At 60.9% G+C, this 17,505-nt stretch carries 15 protein-coding genes and 1 tRNA gene; 12 read left to right on the top strand and 4 right to left on the bottom strand.

Annotated elements, in window-relative coordinates:
* Window positions 1-16: 16 nt before the first annotated feature.
* From HRH33_RS02535 to HRH33_RS02520, 4 genes are all read left to right on the top strand, one after another.
* Window positions 17-2,236 (top strand): AsmA family protein, encoded by a 2,220-nt coding sequence (locus tag HRH33_RS02535; protein ID WP_167416722.1) that lies wholly within the window; start codon window positions 17-19, stop codon window positions 2,234-2,236.
* On the top strand, window positions 2,233-3,300 hold the full coding sequence (gene mutY / locus HRH33_RS02530) for an A/G-specific adenine glycosylase (protein WP_094065195.1): 1,068 nt from the start codon (window positions 2,233-2,235) through the stop codon (window positions 3,298-3,300). The genes HRH33_RS02535 and mutY overlap by 4 nt, the downstream gene beginning before the upstream one ends.
* Complete coding sequence (locus HRH33_RS02525) at window positions 3,297-3,569, top strand: oxidative damage protection protein (protein ID WP_034095430.1); 273 nt, start codon at window positions 3,297-3,299, stop codon at window positions 3,567-3,569. The genes mutY and HRH33_RS02525 overlap by 4 nt, the downstream gene beginning before the upstream one ends.
* Before the next feature lie 103 nt (window positions 3,570-3,672).
* Window positions 3,673-3,748: transfer RNA gene (locus tag HRH33_RS02520), tRNA-Phe, on the top strand.
* Between the two features lie 166 nt (window positions 3,749-3,914).
* Here the strand turns inward: HRH33_RS02520 and HRH33_RS02515 are convergent.
* Window positions 3,915-5,522: an ArnT family glycosyltransferase gene (locus tag HRH33_RS02515; RefSeq protein WP_167416721.1), complete on the bottom strand. Its 1,608-nt coding sequence runs from the start codon at window positions 5,520-5,522 to the stop codon at window positions 3,915-3,917.
* 87 nt (window positions 5,523-5,609) lie between these two features.
* The gene (locus HRH33_RS02510; RefSeq protein WP_167416720.1) at window positions 5,610-6,575 is read right to left on the bottom strand and encodes an arsenic resistance protein; all 966 of its coding nucleotides are present in this window, start codon (window positions 6,573-6,575) and stop codon (window positions 5,610-5,612) included.
* 176 nt (window positions 6,576-6,751) lie between these two features.
* Here HRH33_RS02510 and HRH33_RS02505 point away from each other — a divergent pair, with 176 nt between their 5' ends.
* On the top strand, window positions 6,752-7,165 hold the full coding sequence (locus HRH33_RS02505) for a hypothetical protein (protein ID WP_034111372.1): 414 nt from the start codon (window positions 6,752-6,754) through the stop codon (window positions 7,163-7,165).
* Window positions 7,166-7,210: 45 nt separating this feature from the next.
* Here the strand turns inward: HRH33_RS02505 and gabP are convergent, their stop codons facing one another.
* Window positions 7,211-8,602 carry a GABA permease gene (gene gabP, locus HRH33_RS02500; RefSeq protein ID WP_034136523.1) on the bottom strand — a complete coding sequence of 464 codons (1,392 nt, stop codon included), beginning with the start codon at window positions 8,600-8,602 and terminating at the stop codon, window positions 7,211-7,213.
* Window positions 8,603-9,154: 552 nt separating this feature from the next.
* Between gabP and HRH33_RS02495 the strand changes: the two genes are divergently transcribed.
* From HRH33_RS02495 to HRH33_RS02475, 5 genes are all read left to right on the top strand, one after another.
* Window positions 9,155-9,928, top strand: a complete 774-nt coding sequence (locus tag HRH33_RS02495; RefSeq protein WP_034095425.1) for an ABC transporter ATP-binding protein — start codon at window positions 9,155-9,157, stop codon at window positions 9,926-9,928.
* Between the two features lie 13 nt (window positions 9,929-9,941).
* Window positions 9,942-10,694 carry an ABC transporter substrate-binding protein gene (locus HRH33_RS02490; protein WP_167416719.1) on the top strand — a complete coding sequence of 251 codons (753 nt, stop codon included), beginning with the start codon at window positions 9,942-9,944 and terminating at the stop codon, window positions 10,692-10,694.
* Between the two features lie 71 nt (window positions 10,695-10,765).
* Window positions 10,766-11,461 (top strand): ABC transporter permease, encoded by a 696-nt coding sequence (locus tag HRH33_RS02485; RefSeq protein WP_034136521.1) that lies wholly within the window; start codon window positions 10,766-10,768, stop codon window positions 11,459-11,461.
* Between the two features lie 38 nt (window positions 11,462-11,499).
* Window positions 11,500-12,189: an ABC transporter permease gene (locus HRH33_RS02480; RefSeq protein WP_034095706.1), complete on the top strand. Its 690-nt coding sequence runs from the start codon at window positions 11,500-11,502 to the stop codon at window positions 12,187-12,189.
* Entirely contained in the window at window positions 12,170-13,357 is a 1,188-nt protein-coding gene (locus HRH33_RS02475) for a methyltransferase (protein WP_167416718.1), read from the top strand. Before HRH33_RS02480 ends, HRH33_RS02475 begins: the two co-directional genes overlap by 20 nt.
* 239 nt (window positions 13,358-13,596) lie before the next feature.
* Here the strand turns inward: HRH33_RS02475 and bcsQ are convergent, their stop codons facing one another.
* Window positions 13,597-14,556: a cellulose biosynthesis protein BcsQ gene (gene bcsQ, locus HRH33_RS02470; protein WP_167416717.1), complete on the bottom strand. Its 960-nt coding sequence runs from the start codon at window positions 14,554-14,556 to the stop codon at window positions 13,597-13,599.
* 290 nt (window positions 14,557-14,846) lie between these two features.
* Here bcsQ and lapG point away from each other — a divergent pair, with 290 nt between their 5' ends.
* Together lapG and lapD are read left to right on the top strand one after the other, a co-directional pair.
* A complete protein-coding gene (lapG, locus tag HRH33_RS02465) occupies window positions 14,847-15,539 on the top strand; it encodes a cysteine protease LapG (protein ID WP_034095420.1) in 693 nt (230 codons plus the stop codon).
* A gap of 11 nt (window positions 15,540-15,550) precedes the next feature.
* Window positions 15,551-17,497 (top strand): cyclic di-GMP receptor LapD, encoded by a 1,947-nt coding sequence (gene lapD / locus HRH33_RS02460; protein ID WP_167416716.1) that lies wholly within the window; start codon window positions 15,551-15,553, stop codon window positions 17,495-17,497.
* Window positions 17,498-17,505: the final 8 nt, after the last annotated feature.

Below are 17,505 nucleotides of genomic sequence, written 5' to 3'. Positions count from 1 at the left end.
ATACAAGGACTCGCCCATGAAAGCGTTCGGCAAAATCCTGGGTCTGGTACTTCTCGGGCTGTTGCTGATCATTGTGGCTCTCGGCTTTGCCCTGACCCACCTCTTCGATCCCAACGACTACAAAGAAGAGATTCGCCAGATTGCCCGCGACAAGGCCCACATCGAGCTGACGCTCAATGGCGACATCGGCTGGAGCCTGTTCCCCTGGCTTGGCCTGGAACTGCACGAAGCCAGCGTGGCGACCCTGACCAACCCGACCCAACCGTTCGCCGACCTGCAGATGCTTGGCCTGTCGGTGCGCGTGCTGCCGCTGCTGCGCCGCGAAGTACAGATGAGCGATGTACGCGTCGAAGGCTTAAACCTGCGCCTGAACCGCAACAAGCAAGGCCACGGCAACTGGGAAGACATCGGCAAGAACGTCCCCGACCCCGCCGAGGCTACCGCCAGTGCGCCCACGCCAGCGCAGCCAACTGCTGAGGTCAAACCGGAAAAACCGGCCCAACCCATCCGCCTGGACATCGACAGCCTGACCATCAACAACGCCCGGGTCGAATACAACGACGAGCAGACCGGCAAGCAGTTCAGCGCCGAAAGCATCCAGTTGAGCGCCGGTGCCATTCATGAAGGCGCCAGCATCCCGGTCAAGCTCACCGCATTCTTCGGCAGCAACCAGCCAGTGATGCGCCTCAAGACCGAACTGACGGGCAACCTGCGCATCCAGCGCGCCCTCAAGCGCTACCAGTTCGAAGACATGCGTATCAGCGGCGAAGCCACCGGCGAACCGCTGCAAGGCAAGACCGTGACCTTCTCCACCCAAGGCCAACTGCTGGTGGATCAAGCAGCCAACATCGCCGAATGGACCAATTTGAAACTGTCGGCCAACCAGCTGCGCGCGCTGGGTGAATTGAAAGTCAACGACCTGGATAAGACTCCACAGCTCAGCGGCGCGTTGTCGATCGCTCAGTTTGACCTGGCCAAGTTCCTCGACAGCGTGGGCAACCCGCTGCCGCCGATGGCCGAAGGCAGCCTGAGCAAAGTCGAACTGGTCAGCCGCCTCAAGGGCACGCCCACCAGCCTGGCCTTGGAAGACCTGAACCTGAAACTCGACGGCAGCACCTTCACCGGTCGCGTCGCCGTGGACGACTTCGCCAAGCAGTCGCTGCGTGTCCAACTCAAAGGCGACACCTTCAACGCCGACAATTACCTGCCGGCCAAATCCGAATCCGCCAAAGGCGCCAGCGCCGCACGCCAGGCCGAAGTCCAGAACAGCGAAGCCGGCGCGATGGCCGCCGGCGGCACCACACCACTGCCGGAGGCTCCGACCAAAGGCGCCTGGAGCACCGACAAACTGCTGCCGCTGACGCGCCTGCGCACCCTCGACGTCAATGCCGACCTCGCCTTCGGCCAACTGACCCTGAGCAAGCTGCCGATCCAGAATGCAGTGCTCAAAGCATCCGGCATCGATGGCCAGCTCAAGCTCGAAACCTTGAGTGGCGGGCTCTATAACGGCTCCTTCCAGGCCAACGGCAATCTGGATGTACGCCAGGACATTCCGGTACTGGCGCTGCAAAGCCGCATCAAGCAAGTGCCTGTCGAACGCATCCTGCAAGCCCAGGGGCAAACGCCGCCGGTCAAAGGCCAGGTGACGCTCGACAGCAACCTCACCGGTCGCGGCAACAGCCAGAAAGCCCTGATCGACAGCCTCAACGGTACCGCCAGCTTTGTGATCAACAACGGTGTGCTGCTCAACGCCAACCTTGAACAGCAACTGTGCACCGGCATCGCCTTGCTCAATCGCAAGACCTTGAGCGGCGAACAACGCGGCAAGGACACGCCTTTCCAGGAACTCAAAGGCAACCTGACCTTCCGTAATGGCGTGGCCAACAATCCGGACCTGAAAGTGCGCATCCCGGGCCTGACGGTCAATGGCAACGGCGATGTTGACCTGCGGGTGCTGGGTATGGATTACCGCGTGGGCATCATTGTCGAAGGCGACCAGCGCGAAGTGCCGGACCCGGCCTGCGAAGTGGGTGCCAACTTCCAGGGCATCGAAGTACCGCTGCGCTGCCGTGGCCCGCTGGAGTTGGGCGCCAAGGCGTGTCGCCTGGACAAGGACGGCCTCGGTCAGGTCGCTATCAAGGCCGCCGGCAACCGTCTCAACGAGAAGCTCGAAGAGAAACTCGATAAGGTCAACCCGCAACTCAAAGACGCGCTCAAAGGCCTGTTCAAACGATGAGAGACGAGCAGTTTTCAACGGCGGTGCTGGATTGGTACGACCGCCACGGTCGCCATGACCTGCCCTGGCAACAGGGCATCACGCCCTACCGGGTGTGGGTCTCGGAGATCATGTTGCAGCAGACCCAGGTGAGCACCGTGCTCAATTACTTCGACCGGTTCATGGCGTCCCTGCCGACGGTCGAAGCCCTGGCCGCCGCGCCGGAAGACGAGGTGCTGCACCTGTGGACCGGCCTGGGTTACTACACCCGCGCACGCAACCTGCAAAAAACCGCGAAAATCGTGGTCGCCGAGTACGGCGGCGAGTTTCCGCGGAACGTGGAAAAACTCACCGAGCTACCCGGCATCGGCCTGTCCACCGCCGGCGCGATCGCCAGCCTGAGCATGGGCCTGCGTGCACCGATCCTCGACGGCAACGTCAAGCGCGTGCTGGCAAGGTTTACCGCGCAAGAGGGCTACCCAGGCGAACCCAAGGTGGCCAAGCAGCTGTGGGCCACCGCCGAACGCTTCACGCCCCATGACCGGGTCAACGCCTACACCCAGGCCATGATGGACATGGGCGCCACCCTCTGCACCCGCAGCAAACCCAGCTGCCTGTTGTGCCCGCTGGAAAAAAGCTGCGAGGCGCACATGCTTGGCCTGGAGACGCGCTACCCGATTCCGAAGCCACGCAAGAGCATTCCGCAAAAGCGTACGTTGATGCCGATGCTGGCCAATGCCGAGGGCGCGATTCTGCTTTACCGCCGCCCGTCCACCGGTCTGTGGGGCGGCCTGTGGAGCCTGCCGGAACTGGACGAGTTGCAAGACCTGGAACACCTCGCCCACCAGCATGCCCTTGAGCTGGGCACGCAACAGGAACTGCCGGGGCTGATCCACACCTTCAGCCACTTCCAACTGGCCATCGAACCCTGGCTGGTCCAAGTGCAGGAATCCGCCCATCACGTGGCCGAGGCCGACTGGCTCTGGTATAACCTCGCCACCCCGCCGCGCCTGGGCCTCGCCGCCCCGGTGAAAAAACTGCTCAAACGCGCGGCCGATGTATTGAACGCAGGAGAGTCGTCATGACCCGCACCGTAATGTGCCGCAAGTACAAAGAACAATTGCCCGCCCTGGAACGCCCTCCGTATCCGGGCGCCAAGGGCCAGGACATCTACGAAAACGTCTCCGCCAAGGCCTGGGCCGATTGGCAGAAGCACCAGACCCTGCTGATCAACGAAAAACGCCTGAACATGATGAACGCCGAAGACCGCAAATACCTGCAAGGCGAAATGGATAAGTTCTTTTCCGGCGAGGATTACGCCAAGGCCGAAGGCTACGTACCACCTGCTCAATAACTGATCAAAAACCGGGGTCGGAACGTAAGCGACGGTAATAATTAAATATTTTTTGAAAACTTGCTTGACGACCCCCTGAAAAACCCGTTTAATGCGCCCCGTTGCCCAGATAGCTCAGTCGGTAGAGCAGGGGATTGAAAATCCCCGTGTCGGCGGTTCGATTCCGTCTCTGGGCACCACTCATTAGTTTCAGGTGGTGCAAATATCATCTGAAACACATAAGAAACCCGCCTAGTGCGGGTTTTTTATTGCCTGGGATTTGACGCCCCCAGGCCTGTTCGAAGCAACGAACCGTTCCATTAGCCCCACTCCTTCGAGGCTTTCCCGCGAGACAAAAAACTCACCTCACTCCAGCAAAAACACCATCAGCGGATTGTCATTCAACCGCCCATTGAACGCCGGAGCCAGATGCTCCAACGGTGTTTGCTTCAACAGCGCGGTTTCCTTGCGCGCGACGATCACCCAGGCTGGACGCGGTAACGTGGCCAGGCGCTGTACTTGATCACGACCGACGAACAGCGGCTGTTCATCGTGATCCAGGTTCATCATGTAGCGCACCGCCCAGGTGTCCCGCCCTAGATTGACGAACACCAACGGCCCCGGACGCGCGGCACGCAACGCCTCGACCTGGCCGACAAAATGGCGTGTATCGAATTGCAGATCTTTAGCCGGCTCCACCACGCTCACCAGCAGTAACCATTGCCCCAGCAACGCAATCAGACTGAGCCACACCAGGCGCAGCGGCCGACGCCAACTGATCAGCGCGGCCACTTGCAGCACCAGCAGCGCGCCGATCAGCAACGGCAATGAGACGTCTGGCCAGTAGCCGTGCTTCTTCCATGCGTGTCGACACACAAACACCACAACCACACACAAGGTCGGCAGCGCCGCGACAAGCACCTCATAGCAGCGGCGCACGCCGATCAGCCAGCCTTGCGCCTGGAGTAGCCCGTAGGCGGCGACAGCGGCGAACATCGGTACCATCGGCAGGATGTAATACGCCCGCTTGAAGTGCGGCACCGACAACCCGAGCAGGATCATCAAACCGCAGGCGCCTAATCGCACCACGAGCTGCATATCATCATTCGCCCAGCGCGCAGACCAGCGATGACGCAACGCAAACAACGTTGCCAGCGCCAGGGGCACCACGGGGAAGTAGCGGTACAAACTCAACTGGAAGTAGAAATAGAACGGCTCGCCGCTTTCATCCAGGCGCCCGCCCACCTGCATTCTGAATACCTCGGCGGCAAACCCATCGCCCCCACTCAAACGTGCGAGCTCCATCAGCAGCCACCAGCACGCCGCCAGCAGTATCAACCCGATGACCCCATGGACGAGCACCTGCCTGACCCGCTCGCCCGGCTTGCCCAACGCCCAATACACGCACACCACACCGCAGACCTCGATCAACCCCAGCGGCCCGCGTATCGCAAAGCCCAGCACGAATAGCGGGAAGACCGCCAGTTGCCTGAATCGTGAACCCAAGCGCTCTCCCGTGTGCAGCAGATAGAAACTACCTACACACAGCAACGCCACCATCTGATCCAGACATACCGAACGGGACTTTTCGAGCAATTGAGTGGTAAGCAATGTCAGCAGCACACTGAGCAGCCCCCACTGACGACTCGTAGGGGCCAGCAAGCGATACATCAGCGCTACGATACCGGCGGAAGCCAGCGCAGTGGGCAGCACGTTGGCCAGATGATTGGGCGCGCCGAACAGACGGGCAAACAGGTAACTGAAGAAGGTCGCGGTGCCAGGATAGTCCGCGTAAGGCTGGCCGTACGTCGTAGGAAAAAGACTGGCGCCGTGGCGATACATTTCTTGCAGGAACAGCGCCCAGCGCCCGTCAAATCCCTGCGGCTGCTGGTCCCAGATGCCCAGCGTAAACAGCATCAGGGCGAACAGAAAAATGCCCAGGGACTCCAGGCGAAAGCGGTTGCGGTGGTCCATCGTTTGACCTGTCAGGTAGAAAGCGCCGACCTATGGTGCCGGTCGCCCTGCTGAATAGCGCCTGAACAACCCTCAATATTTCACCCTTCAGCGCCCACCACGCCATACCAGTGCGGGCACCAGGCGCACGTAGATCAACTCGCCGACCAGCTCCACCAGGGTTTGCAGGATGACCGCCGTCGCGGCCAGCCCACGTACCTCCTCGGGCAATGCCAACGCCAGCGGCAGCACCACCAGCGAATTGCGCGTCGACGCGCTGAACGTCACCGCCCGCGCGGGCGCACTCGGCAACGCGAACAGCCGCGCGGCCAAGGCGCCCGTCAGCGGCGCCAGCAACAGGAAACCTACATAGGCCGGAATGACCGGCAGCAACAGGCTGAAATCGCGCACCACCGACGTGATCTGCGAACCGATCACCACAAACAGTACCAGCGCCATCGCCGGCACCGGCAGCCAGGCCCAAGCCGCGTTCCAAGCGCCGACGACTGCCGACCTGCGCGCCACAAACGTGGTCGCCACCGCCGCCACCATCGGCACCACAATCAGCAGCACAAATGCCTGCACAAACGGCTGCGCATCAATAACTACGCCGGATTGCGCCCCTAGCATCAGCCCCAAGTACAGCGGCAACAACAGCAACTGCAGCAAAAGCAGCACCGGCGTCGCCGCGAGCATCAAGCGTGAATCGCCCTTACCGATATGGGTAAACACCACCACGTAATCGATGCACGGCGTCAGCAACACCAGCAAAGCCCCCACCAGCAGCGCCGGACGCTCCGCCAAGCCAAGGGTCAGCCCCCACACCAGCAAGGGCACCAGGATGAAATTAGCCAGCAGTAAGGCCGCCATAAAGCGCTTGTGGCTCAAACCTTCGCGCAGGTCCAGAAACGGAATTTGCAGGAACATCGCGTACATCAGCACCGCGATGGCCGGTGTGATCCACACAGCCAGGCCGTGCCCCCACGAAGGCGCAAGCAGGCCGAAGCCGATAGCCAGGAGGACGGTGACGAAGTAGATAGGGATCTGGTGATGTTCGAGGGTGTCGTGGGTCATGGAAACGCCCTGGTGGAACGCAAAAGCGCAAGCCTAAGCATCTACTGGCGTGATTACCAGGCGAGCGGCTGGAACGGCGAGAACATGTCAGCCAATTAATGGCGGATACCCTTGGGATTTGCGCCAACCTGCGCTTCAATACCCAACCCAGATCCTGACCCCAAGGACGTGAGCCCATGGCCTCGCCGAACAAGCAGCAAAAACGTGCCCATCGGGCCAAGGCCAAGGCCAAGCAGAACCGCACCCAGCGCGCGGTCGCGACTAAGCCGGATGCGTTCGCCGGCGATGACAGCCGTATCGATTTGGAGTCGGTGGATTTAACAGAGCTGTTCGTGGAGATGCGCGTTGCCGGCGAGATCAGTCAGCAAGCGCTGTGCGCCGCATTCCTGGCCCACCCGCTGCTCGCGCTGGTACTTGAGCAGGAAGGCGAAGAAGAGGCTACCGACTTTATCCTGGCGGCACTGATCGAATATCGGCAGTGGGCCACGGACAGCGACGATGAAGCCGCCGCATTGGCGTGGATCGAATCGCCGCAGTTTCAAGCGGACTACGTTGCCGCCTCCCAAGCCCTTACCAACTCGCAAGACTGACAAAAAATGGGAGGGGCCTGTCCCCTCCCAACATTGGAATGGCGGTCAGTTAAGCACCGCCGCCCCTACTCTCTGAGCCTTGCGCCGGCTCGACACCATCAACCCCGCCGCCACTACCAGCAGGCTCAGGATGCCCGTCGCGATGATCTCCACGCGATGCGCTTCCTGGAACAGCATGATGGTCAACGTACCCACGATGAACACCATCACCGCGTAGGTCAGGCCGGGGAACAGCCACATCTTGAAGACAATCTTCTCGCCCGCCGCTGTGCGTTTCTGACGCATGCGCAGTTGCGACACCGCGATCACCAGATACACCAGCAGTGCGATTGCACCGGAGCTGGCCAGCAGGAATTCGAACACTGCCGCCGGGGCCACGTAGTTGGCGAACACCGCCAGGAACGCTGCGCCAGTGGACAGCATCACCGCCCAGTAAGGCGTGCCGCTTTTGTTGGTGCGCTTGGACACAGCCGGGGCATCGCCGCGACGCCCGAGGGAAAACAGCATGCGCGACGCGGTGTACAGCGCCGAGTTCAAGCAGCTGGTCACGGCCACCAGGACCACCAGGTCGACGATCAGCTTGGCATTCGGAATGCCCATGCGTTCCAGCACGGTCTGGTAGGAACCTACCGCCGCCAGGGTCGGATCATTCCATGGCACCAGGGAGACGACGATGAAAATCGACAACAGGTAGAACAAGCCGATACGCCAGATCACCGAATTGGTGGCCTTGGTGATCTGCTGGCCTGGGTTCTTCGACTCGGCCGCGGCGATGGTGACGATTTCGGTGCCCATAAACGAGAACATGGTGGTCAGGATCGCAGCCAACACTGCGCCCATGCCGTTCGGCATAAAGCCTTGGGTGTCGAACAGGTGCGAAACGCCGCTGACCTGACTGGTCGGCAGGAAACCGAAAATCGCCGCCAGGCCGAGGATCACAAACCCAACGATGGCCACAACTTTGATCAGCGCGAACCAGAACTCGAACTCGCCGTAGTTCTTCACACTGAACAGGTTGGTGGCGGTCAGCAGCAGTGTGATCACCAGCGTGAACACCCAGATCGCCACATCGGGGAACCAGGCATGCAGGATAGTGGCGGCAGCGTTGGCTTCCAATGGAATCACCAGCACCCAGAACCACCAGTACAGCCAGCCGATGGTAAAGCCGGCCCAGTGGCCAATCGCACGGTCGGCGTAAGTGGAGAACGAACCGGTATCCGGTGAAGCCACCGCCATTTCGGCCAGCATGCGCATCACCAGCACCACCAACGTACCCGCAGCGGCATAAGCCAGCAGCACCGCAGGGCCGGCAGCAGCGATCGCGTGGCCGGAGCCGACAAACAGACCGGCGCCGATAACACCGGCAATCGACAGCATGGTGACGTGACGCGGTTTGAGCCCCTGTTCGAGGTCATTGGAGCTTTGCGTACTACTCATTGACACACCTTTGCGAGGAATTGCGAAAACGGTCCGCCCGACCTGGGATCCTCCTCGTGAAAAGAAACCAACAGGGCGTTCTTTATTTTTTACGCAAGATTTGCGCCAAAATGTTACAGAGCCGCGATTGACGCGGGCTGTAGGACTTTTCCACAGCGCACGCAAGTCATTGAGAACAATGGCATTCCGCTATAGCGTTACCGTGCGACTCACTATTCAGGCCAATACGCGCACCAAAAACACACACACAAAATAAGTAACGCCCCATAAAAGCGCCGATAGCGACCGTTTGCCCGTTTAACCCTTCCAACACCTGGCCAAAGCTGGCACCATCGCGCCCTTTTTGACGCGAAGCCTGCGGCTTTCCGGGTTCAAACGCTTGTTCGGTTGTTGACGGCGCGACACGTCGCTGTGCCGATGCGACACCCTGCCGCATGCCGCCCGCTTACCGCCCGCCGCGCTGTTGGCTGCCATCCGGACGCTATGCTAGCTTGGCGCCTCGCCAGGAAGGCGGCCCAACAGCAGGCACGCAGAACACAATGAGGACCCCCCATGGCCGAGGCCACGCCCGCGCTTGAAATCCGCAACTTGCATAAACGTTATGGTGAGCTGGAGGTACTCAAAGGTATCTCGCTGACCGCTCGCGACGGCGATGTGATCTCGATCCTGGGTTCCTCCGGTTCCGGCAAGTCGACTTTCCTGCGCTGCATCAACCTGCTGGAGAACCCTCATCAGGGCCAGATCCTGGTGGCGGGTGAAGAACTCAAACTCAAAGCCGCGAAGAACGGCGAGCTGATGGCCGCCGACGGCAAGCAGATCAACCGCCTGCGCAGCGAAATCGGTTTTGTGTTTCAAAACTTTAATCTGTGGCCGCACATGAGCATCCTCGACAACATCATCGAGGCGCCCCGCCGTGTGCTCGGCCAGAGCAAGGCCGAAGCCATCGAAGTGGCCGAAGCGCTGCTGGCCAAGGTCGGCATCGCCGATAAGCGCCACGCCTACCCGGCACAATTGTCCGGCGGCCAGCAACAACGCGCCGCCATCGCCCGCACCCTGGCGATGCAGCCCAAAGTCATCCTGTTCGACGAGCCCACTTCCGCCCTTGACCCGGAAATGGTTCAGGAAGTACTTAGTGTGATCCGCGCGCTGGCCGAAGAAGGTCGCACCATGCTGCTGGTCACCCACGAAATGGGCTTTGCCCGTCAGGTGTCCAGTGAGGTGGTGTTCCTTCACCAAGGCCTGATCGAGGAGCAAGGATCGCCACAGCAGGTATTTGAAAACCCGCTTTCGGCGCGCTGCAAACAATTCATGTCCAGCAACCGCTAACGGAGCAACATGCATGCAGAACTATAAAAAGTTCCTTTTGGCCGCCGCCGTCACGATGGCGTTCAGCGCCTCGGCCGTTGCCGCCGAAAAATTGAAAATGGGGATCGAAGCGGCCTACCCGCCGTTCAACAATAAAGACGCCAGTGGCCAAGTGGTCGGCTTCGACAAAGACATCGGCGACGCGCTGTGCGCCAAGATGAAAGTCGAGTGCGAAGTGGTGACGTCCGACTGGGACGGCATCATCCCGGCCCTGAACGCCAAGAAATTCGACTTCCTGGTGTCCTCGCTGTCGATCACCGACGAACGCAAGCAGGCCGTCGACTTCACCGATCCGTACTACTCCAACAAGCTGCAGTTCATCGCGCCCAAGACCACCACAGACTTCAAGACCGACGCCGGCTACCTGAAGGGTAAGGTCATCGGCGCACAACGCGCGACGTTGGCCGGTACCTACCTGGAAGACAAGCTGCCAGATACCGAAGCCAAGCTCTACGACACCCAGGAAAACGCCTACCTTGACCTGACGTCCAACCGCCTCGACGGGATCCTCGCCGACAAGTACGTGCAGTACGAATGGCTCAAGAGCAAAGACGGTTCGGCCTTCGAGTTCAAGGGTGACCCGGTTGTCGAGAGCGACAAGATCGGTATCGCCGTACGCAAAGGCGACCCACTGCGCGAGCGCCTGAACAAAGCCCTGGCAGAGATCAAGGCTGACGGCACCTACAAGAAAATCAACGACAAGTACTTCCCGTTCAGCATCGAATGACCTGAACGCCTGCCCGGCGCGCTCCCCCGAGCGCGTCGGTCCTGAGCTTTACCTTGCGAAACGACTAAACCATGAATTTCGACCTTTACGGATTCGGCCCCGCGCTCGCCGCCGGCGCGCTGATGACCGTCAAACTGGCCCTCACGGCCCTGTGCCTGGGGCTGCTGCTCGGCCTGGCCGGCGCCCTGGCCAAAACATCCCCGTACAAGCCGCTGCAATGGCTTGGCGGTGCTTACTCCACCGTGGTCCGTGGTATCCCGGAACTGCTGTGGGTACTGCTGATTTACTTCGGCACGGTCAACATGATGCGTGCCCTGGGTGAGTTTTTCGGTAACCCCGACCTGTCTCTCAGCGCCTTTGCCGCCGGGGTCATTGCCCTGGGCCTGTGCTTCGGCGCCTACGCCACGGAAGTATTCCGCGGCGCGATCCTCGCCATTCCCAAAGGCCACCGCGAAGCGGGCGTGGCACTGGGGCTTTCGAAGTTTCGGATCTTCACCCGCCTGATCATGCCGCAGATGTGGCGCATCGCCCTGCCGGGTCTGGGCAACCTGTTTATGATCCTGATGAAAGACACCGCGCTGGTGTCGGTGATCGGCCTGGAAGAAATCATGCGCCACGCGCAGATCGGCGTCACGGTGACCAAACAACCGTTCACCTTCTTTATGGTTGCGGCGTTCATGTACCTGGGGCTCACCGTCCTGGCGATGACCACCCTGCACTTCCTGGAAAAACGCGCCGCCCGCGGCTTTGCGAGGAGCACCCAATGAGCGGCGACTACAGCTGGCTGGCGCATTTCGACCTGGGCCTGAACTGGGCCGTGATCATCAAGTGGCTGCCCAAATTGGCCCAGGGCGCCATCCTCACCCTGGAACTGGTGGCCATTGCGGTCATTGCCGGGCTGCTGCTGGCAATCCCGCTGGGCATCGCCCGCTCGTCGCGCCGCTGGTACGTAAGCGCCCTGCCCTATGCCTATATTTTCTTCTTCCGCGGTACGCCGCTGCTGGTGCAGCTGTTCCTGGTCTACTACGGCCTGGCGCAATTCGACGCGGTGCGCAGCAGCTTTATGTGGCCATACCTGCGCGATCCGTTCTGGTGCGCCACCGCCACCATGACCCTGCACACCGCCGCCTATATCGCGGAGATCCTGCGCGGGGCGATCCAGGCCATCCCACCGGGCGAAATCGAAGCCGCCCGCGCCCTGGGCATGTCCAAGCCCAAGACGCTGTTCTATATCGTCCTGCCCCGCGCCTCGCGCATCGGCTTGCCGGCGTACAGCAACGAAGTGATCCTGATGCTCAAGGCCAGCGCCCTGGCCAGTACGGTGACCCTGCTGGAACTGACCGGCATGGCGCGAACCATCATTGCCCGAACCTACCTGCCGGTGGAGATCTTCTTCGCCGCCGGCCTGTTCTACCTGTTGATGGCCTACATCCTGGTGCGCGGCTTCAAACTGCTGGAACGCTGGCTGCGCGTCGATGCCTGCCAGGGACGTTAAGGCGCACTTCCAGGCACTGGATGCCTTTCTGATCGAGCACCAAGGGCTGTGGAAACCACGGCCCTTCACTCATCGCCAATTGGCCTGGGAATCACGACATCCAGAGCTGGCACACTGGTTGCGCCAGCGCTCGCTGGATGACGCCGAAGCCAGCCACAACGCCCCCTATGATCTCCCGGCACCCGCGCCTTTTGCACAACTTGCCGCACAGGCGCGCCAGCTCAGTGCTGTGGATAAGTTGCCGACGCAGCCCCTGCCGCCCGCGCGCCATCGCTTGAATGTCGATGTACCGGGCCGCAAGTGGCAGCAAATCGAAGCCTTCGGTGCCGCCCTGTCGTTTGCGCAAGCCCCTACACACTGGCTGGATTGGTGTGCCGGTAAGGGCCACCTGGGCCGCCGGCTGCTGCAAACCGGGCAACAGCTGACCTGCCTCGAATACGACCCGGCACTGATCGCCGCAGGCCAGGCCCTGAGCGACCACCATGGCTTGGCCGCGGCCCATCGCCTGCAAGACGTCACGGCGGACCTCACCCTCAGCGCCGAACACACCCCCGTCGCCCTGCACGCCTGTGGTGACCTGCATGTGCGCCTGCTGCAACTGGCCAGTGCACAAGGCTGCAAACAGCTGGCCCTGGCGCCCTGCTGTTACAACCGCATCAGCGCACCGGCGTACCAACCATTGTCCGAGGTGGGCCGCGCTTCAACGCTACAGTTATCGATCGAAGACCTCGGCCTGCCGCTCAGCGAAACCGTCACTGCCGGCAGACGCGTACGCCAGCAGCGGGACACATCCATGGCCCGCCGTCTGGGCTTCGATCAACTGCAACGGCAGCTACGGGGTTGCGACGAGTACCTGCCCACCCCTTCACTGCCCACTGCGTGGTTGAGCGTACCGTTCGCCGACTACTGCCGAGCATTGGCAAACCTGAAAGGTTTATCCACAGGCGAGCAGGATTGGGCCGCGCTGGAGGCCTATGGCTGGGCTCGCTTGGCCGAGGTGAGAAACCTGGAACTGGTGCGTGGTCTGTTTCGGCGACCGCTGGAGATATGGCTGGTGCTGGATCGTGCGCTGTTTCTGACCGAACAAGGCTACCGCGTTGAACTGGGCAGCTTCTGCGACGCCGCACTGACGCCGCGCAACTTGATGGTGCTTGCCGAGCGCGATTAAGAGGCAAATTGACGCAGCGCAGCCTGTGGATAACTCTGTTGATGGTTTCTTTACAAAGCCTTTAATCATCTAGCTCGCAGGCCAAAACCCGAGCTGTTCATTTTTTGTTCACAAAATAAAATGCACGTAAAACAGGCAGTTAAGCCCAGATGAGAACCGCTCCACAAAAAGAGTGTTTCTTAATGGCGCATCCATCCGATTGTGCATAAGCCTATGACGATTAGCCTCTAAACCGCGCTTTACGCGGTTCGCTTACGCGCAATCAATAGCCGGCAAAGCTCATTGATATCCGCACCTGCCTGGCTGGACGCCACGTTATCCAGCGGGTCGGTGGCAAACGCCAGGGCTTGGCTGATCAGCGCGTCGTCATGTACGACCGCCAACGCGTCAGCCTGGCGACGCAGCGTAAAGGCTTCCAGCATTTCCCGGTTAAACGCCGATTGGTCATCTACTTGATTGATCACGAAGTGGCAACGGGGCGGGCGCGCACGCTCAAGGTAGGGCGCCAGCAGTGCGTCCAACTGGTCCTGGGTGCCGAGGCAGGCGGCGTTAGGTTGAGCAATGACCAACACAATATGGGCCACGTTCAGGGCTTGATGCAGATAAACGTTGTTACCCGCGGGGGTATCGATGATCACCGTGTGAGCTTCGCTCAGCCCCATGACCGACAGGTGCTCGGCCAACCAAGTGGGCTCGCGCGTAAGCCAGCGTTGCAGGCCCTCCTTCTGGCGGCTGTCGGTGTCGCCGAATGGGATCACCTGGGAACCGGCGAACCCCGTTTGCAAGGCGCCGGCCCACGGCGCGTTGAGCAAACTGCTGCGCCCCACGCCGGGCCGCTGATGATCGACGCCGAAGTGCTGGCGCAGCGCATTCTGCGGGTCCAGATCCACGGCCACCACCGACTCGCCCAAGCGTTGCAACCCGCTGCTCAATGCCGTGACCAGCGTGCTACGGCCCACGCCGCCGTTGATCGAAACCACAGCCACCACGGTGGCGCGCAGCGAGGCGGGAGCGGCACGCGCGGATGCTTGATTGCCCTGAGCCCCATGAGGATGAACGAGCGAACCATCCTCACGGTTTACCCGGGTGCCATCATCAAATGGAATGCTGCCGAAAAAGTGTAAACGGGCGTTTTTGCCCTTCGGGTCACGAGAAACGCTGTTGCCGAACAGGGCAAATAGATCATCGGTGCGGCTCATGGCCGGGCTCCTTCGCAACGCCATCGGAAGACGTGGAAGGTCGGCCCATCAAGGCTTCCCGTACGTGTTCTTATTGGCGTGTTTATTGGCTGCATTCTGTGTCAGCCCCGATGGAGTGTCATTATTTTGATCAAAAATTCACCACCCTTTCAGACGAGCGGAAAACTGCCAATTTACTGACGAAAAATACCGTCATTTGATAGGCGGTGATTTCATCGTGCCATTGTTTTTTACCCGCCATCCCCGCACCATTGCGGCAACTTCCAGGCTGTACGTTTTGGATAAGCGCAGTGGCGATACGCTTTAAATTCCCTCGGTTCCTCTACGGCCTCGCCATCGCGGTGGTGCTGGGCGGTGGACTGCTGGGCGATTTACTTGCAGATTGGGATTTCAGCCAGATCAGCCGTAAAGCCGAAGCACTCTACGGCCCCCTCGGCCCCGGTCGACAGCGCATTGATGCCTGGCAACAGCTACTGGCCACACAAAAGCAGGTCAGCGAGAGCGAACAACTCAAAGTGGTTAACTTGTTCTTCAATCGTCAGCTGCATTACGAAGAAGATATCGACCTGTGGCACGAGGTGGATTATTGGGCGACGCCCATTCAGTCCTTGTGGAAAGGCGCCGGCGACTGCGAAGACTACGCCATCGCCAAATACTTCAGCCTGCGTCATTTGGGCGTACCGGCCGAGAAGCTGCGCATAACCTACGTCAAGGCTCTGCGCCAGAATCGTGCACATATGGTGCTGACCTACTATTCAAGCCCCGAGGCCATGCCCTTGGTACTGGACAGCCTGATGGACCCGATTCTGCCGGCCAGCCAACGGCCGGACCTGCTGCCGGTTTACGCCTTCAACGGTGAAGGGCTGTGGCTGACCGGCGCGACGGGCAACAAAAAAGTCGGCGATACCAAGCGTCTGTCGCGTTGGCAGGATGTGTTGAAGAAAATGACCGCTGAAGGGTTTCCGACCGGTTCGGATAATTAACAGGAGCTACGATGTCACTGTTCAAACAATTGCTGATCGCTATCTGCGTGTTCCTGGTGGTCGCGTTCAGCGGTAGCTTCTTCGTCAGCCTGGAAAGCTCGCGTACCCAGTACGTCAACCAACTGCGCTCCCACGCTCAGGACGCGGCCACCGCGCTGGCGCTGTCGCTGACGCCGAACATCGATGACCCGGCGATGACCGAGCTGATGGTCAGTTCGATCTTCGACAGCGGCTACTACGCCAGCATCCGCGTGGTGGACCTGAGCACCAACCAAGTGCTGGTAGAGCGCGCCGCCGAGCCGGACGCCAGCAGCGTCCCGGCGTGGTTCGTGAAGATGATCGGCCTGGCGCCGGCCGGCGGCGATGCGATCGTCAGCCGTGGCTGGCAGCAGGCGGCGCGGGTCGAGGTGGTCAGCCATCCAATGTTTGCCCTGGCCAAGCTGTGGCAGAGCGCATTGGGCAGCCTGGGCTGGCTGCTGCTCTGCGGCGCCGTGAGCGCGGTACTGGGCGCGCTGTTGCTGCGGCGTCAATTGAAGCCGCTGGATTATATGGTCGAGCAGTCCCATGCCATCGCCCGCCGTGAATTCCTGAGCCTACCCGATCTGCCCCGTACCCCTGAGCTGCGCCGGGTGGTGCAGGCGATGAATCAGATGGTGGAGAAGCTCAAGGCGCTGTTCCATGAACAGACCGAGCGCAGCGAGAAGCTGCGGGTGGAGTCCTACCAGGACAGCCTCACGGGCCTGGCCAACCGTCGTTATTTTGAGATGCAGCTGCAATCGCGCGTCAGCAACCTTGAGGAAGCCAGTTCGGGTTACCTGCTGATGTTGCGGGTCAACGACCTGAGCGGCCTCAACCAACGCCTGGGCGGGCAACGCACTGACCAACTGCTGCAGGCCGTCAGCCAGCAACTGGTGCGCACCTGCGCCAAGTACCCGGAAACCCAGAACCTGATCACCCGCAGCCGCGGCGGCGAGTTCGCGGTGCTCGCCCCGGGGCTGGTGCGCGATGAAGCGCTGCAGCTGGCCCAGGCCCTGGAAAGCACCCTGCAAAGCCTCTACGAAACGGGAGCCACCGATATGCCGATCGTGGCTTACATCGGGCTGGCACCTTACAAACCGGGCGATGCCTCGGCAGACCTGCTAATGCTGGCCGACCAGGCACTGGCCCAGGCCGAAGCCGGTACAGGCCAGACTTGGGTGTGCCTGGAACACCAGACCCAAGGCACCGTCAGCGACGATCACCACAGCTGGCACACCTTGCTCGACGAGGCCCTGACCCAAGGGCGCTTCCGGTTGTTTTTCCAGCCGGTGGTGAGCAGCAGCGACACCCAACAGGTCCTGCATTACAAAGTGCTGTCACGCTTGCTCGACCCGCAGGGCCAGACCATCGCGGCGGGCCACTTCCTACCGTGGCTGGAGCGCTTCGGCTGGACCGCACGCCTCGACCAATTGATGGTTGATCTGGTGATCAAGCACTTGACCCAGCACAGCCCATCGGTGGCGTTGAACCTGTCGGCCGCTACCCTGAACGACCCACAGGCACTGGAGCGCGTCTTCGAGCGCCTGGCTCAAAACCCCGCCCTGGGGCCGCGCCTGACCCTGGAAATCGGTGAAGAACAAGTGCCAGAGCAGTCGCAGCTGGAGCGCCTGACCCGACGCTTGCGCAGCCTGGGCTTCAGCCTTGGCCTGCAGCGTTTCGGCGGGCGTTTCAGCATGATCGGCAACCTGGCGAACCTGGGCCTGGCGTACCTGAAAATCGACGGCAGCTACATCCGTGCCATCGACCAGGAAAGCCACAAGCGCTTTTTTATCGAAGCCATCCAGCGCGCCGCCCACAGCATCGATTTGCCGTTGATTGCCGAACGTGTGGAAACCGAGGGTGAGCTACAGGTAATTCGCGAGATGGGAATTGAAGGGGTGCAAGGCCAACTGGTCGGTGAACCGGCGCCCTGGAAGTAGAACGTCCT

The organism is Pseudomonas rhodesiae, assembly GCF_013285305.1.
GTDB lineage: Bacteria > Pseudomonadota > Gammaproteobacteria > Pseudomonadales > Pseudomonadaceae > Aquipseudomonas > Aquipseudomonas rhodesiae.
This window is presented reverse-complemented; position numbering and strand designations above follow the sequence as displayed.

What these genes read in the sequence shown, in the direction of transcription:
- HRH33_RS02535 (WP_167416722.1), top strand. Translation starts at nt 17, where the DNA reads ATGAAAGCGTTCGGCAAAATCCTGGGTCTGGTACTTCTCGGGCTGTTG.
- mutY (WP_094065195.1), top strand. Translation starts at nt 2,233, where the DNA reads ATGAGAGACGAGCAGTTTTCAACGGCGGTGCTGGATTGGTACGACCGC.
- HRH33_RS02525 (WP_034095430.1), top strand. Translation starts at nt 3,297, where the DNA reads ATGACCCGCACCGTAATGTGCCGCAAGTACAAAGAACAATTGCCCGCC.
- HRH33_RS02515 (WP_167416721.1), bottom strand. Translation starts at nt 5,522, where the DNA reads ATGGACCACCGCAACCGCTTTCGCCTGGAGTCCCTGGGCATTTTTCTG.
- HRH33_RS02510 (WP_167416720.1), bottom strand. Translation starts at nt 6,575, where the DNA reads ATGACCCACGACACCCTCGAACATCACCAGATCCCTATCTACTTCGTC.
- HRH33_RS02505 (WP_034111372.1), top strand. Translation starts at nt 6,752, where the DNA reads ATGGCCTCGCCGAACAAGCAGCAAAAACGTGCCCATCGGGCCAAGGCC.
- gabP (WP_034136523.1), bottom strand. Translation starts at nt 8,602, where the DNA reads ATGAGTAGTACGCAAAGCTCCAATGACCTCGAACAGGGGCTCAAACCG.
- HRH33_RS02495 (WP_034095425.1), top strand. Translation starts at nt 9,155, where the DNA reads ATGGCCGAGGCCACGCCCGCGCTTGAAATCCGCAACTTGCATAAACGT.
- HRH33_RS02490 (WP_167416719.1), top strand. Translation starts at nt 9,942, where the DNA reads ATGCAGAACTATAAAAAGTTCCTTTTGGCCGCCGCCGTCACGATGGCG.
- HRH33_RS02485 (WP_034136521.1), top strand. Translation starts at nt 10,766, where the DNA reads ATGAATTTCGACCTTTACGGATTCGGCCCCGCGCTCGCCGCCGGCGCG.
- HRH33_RS02475 (WP_167416718.1), top strand. Translation starts at nt 12,170, where the DNA reads ATGCCTGCCAGGGACGTTAAGGCGCACTTCCAGGCACTGGATGCCTTT.
- bcsQ (WP_167416717.1), bottom strand. Translation starts at nt 14,556, where the DNA reads ATGAGCCGCACCGATGATCTATTTGCCCTGTTCGGCAACAGCGTTTCT.
- lapD (WP_167416716.1), top strand. Translation starts at nt 15,551, where the DNA reads ATGTCACTGTTCAAACAATTGCTGATCGCTATCTGCGTGTTCCTGGTG.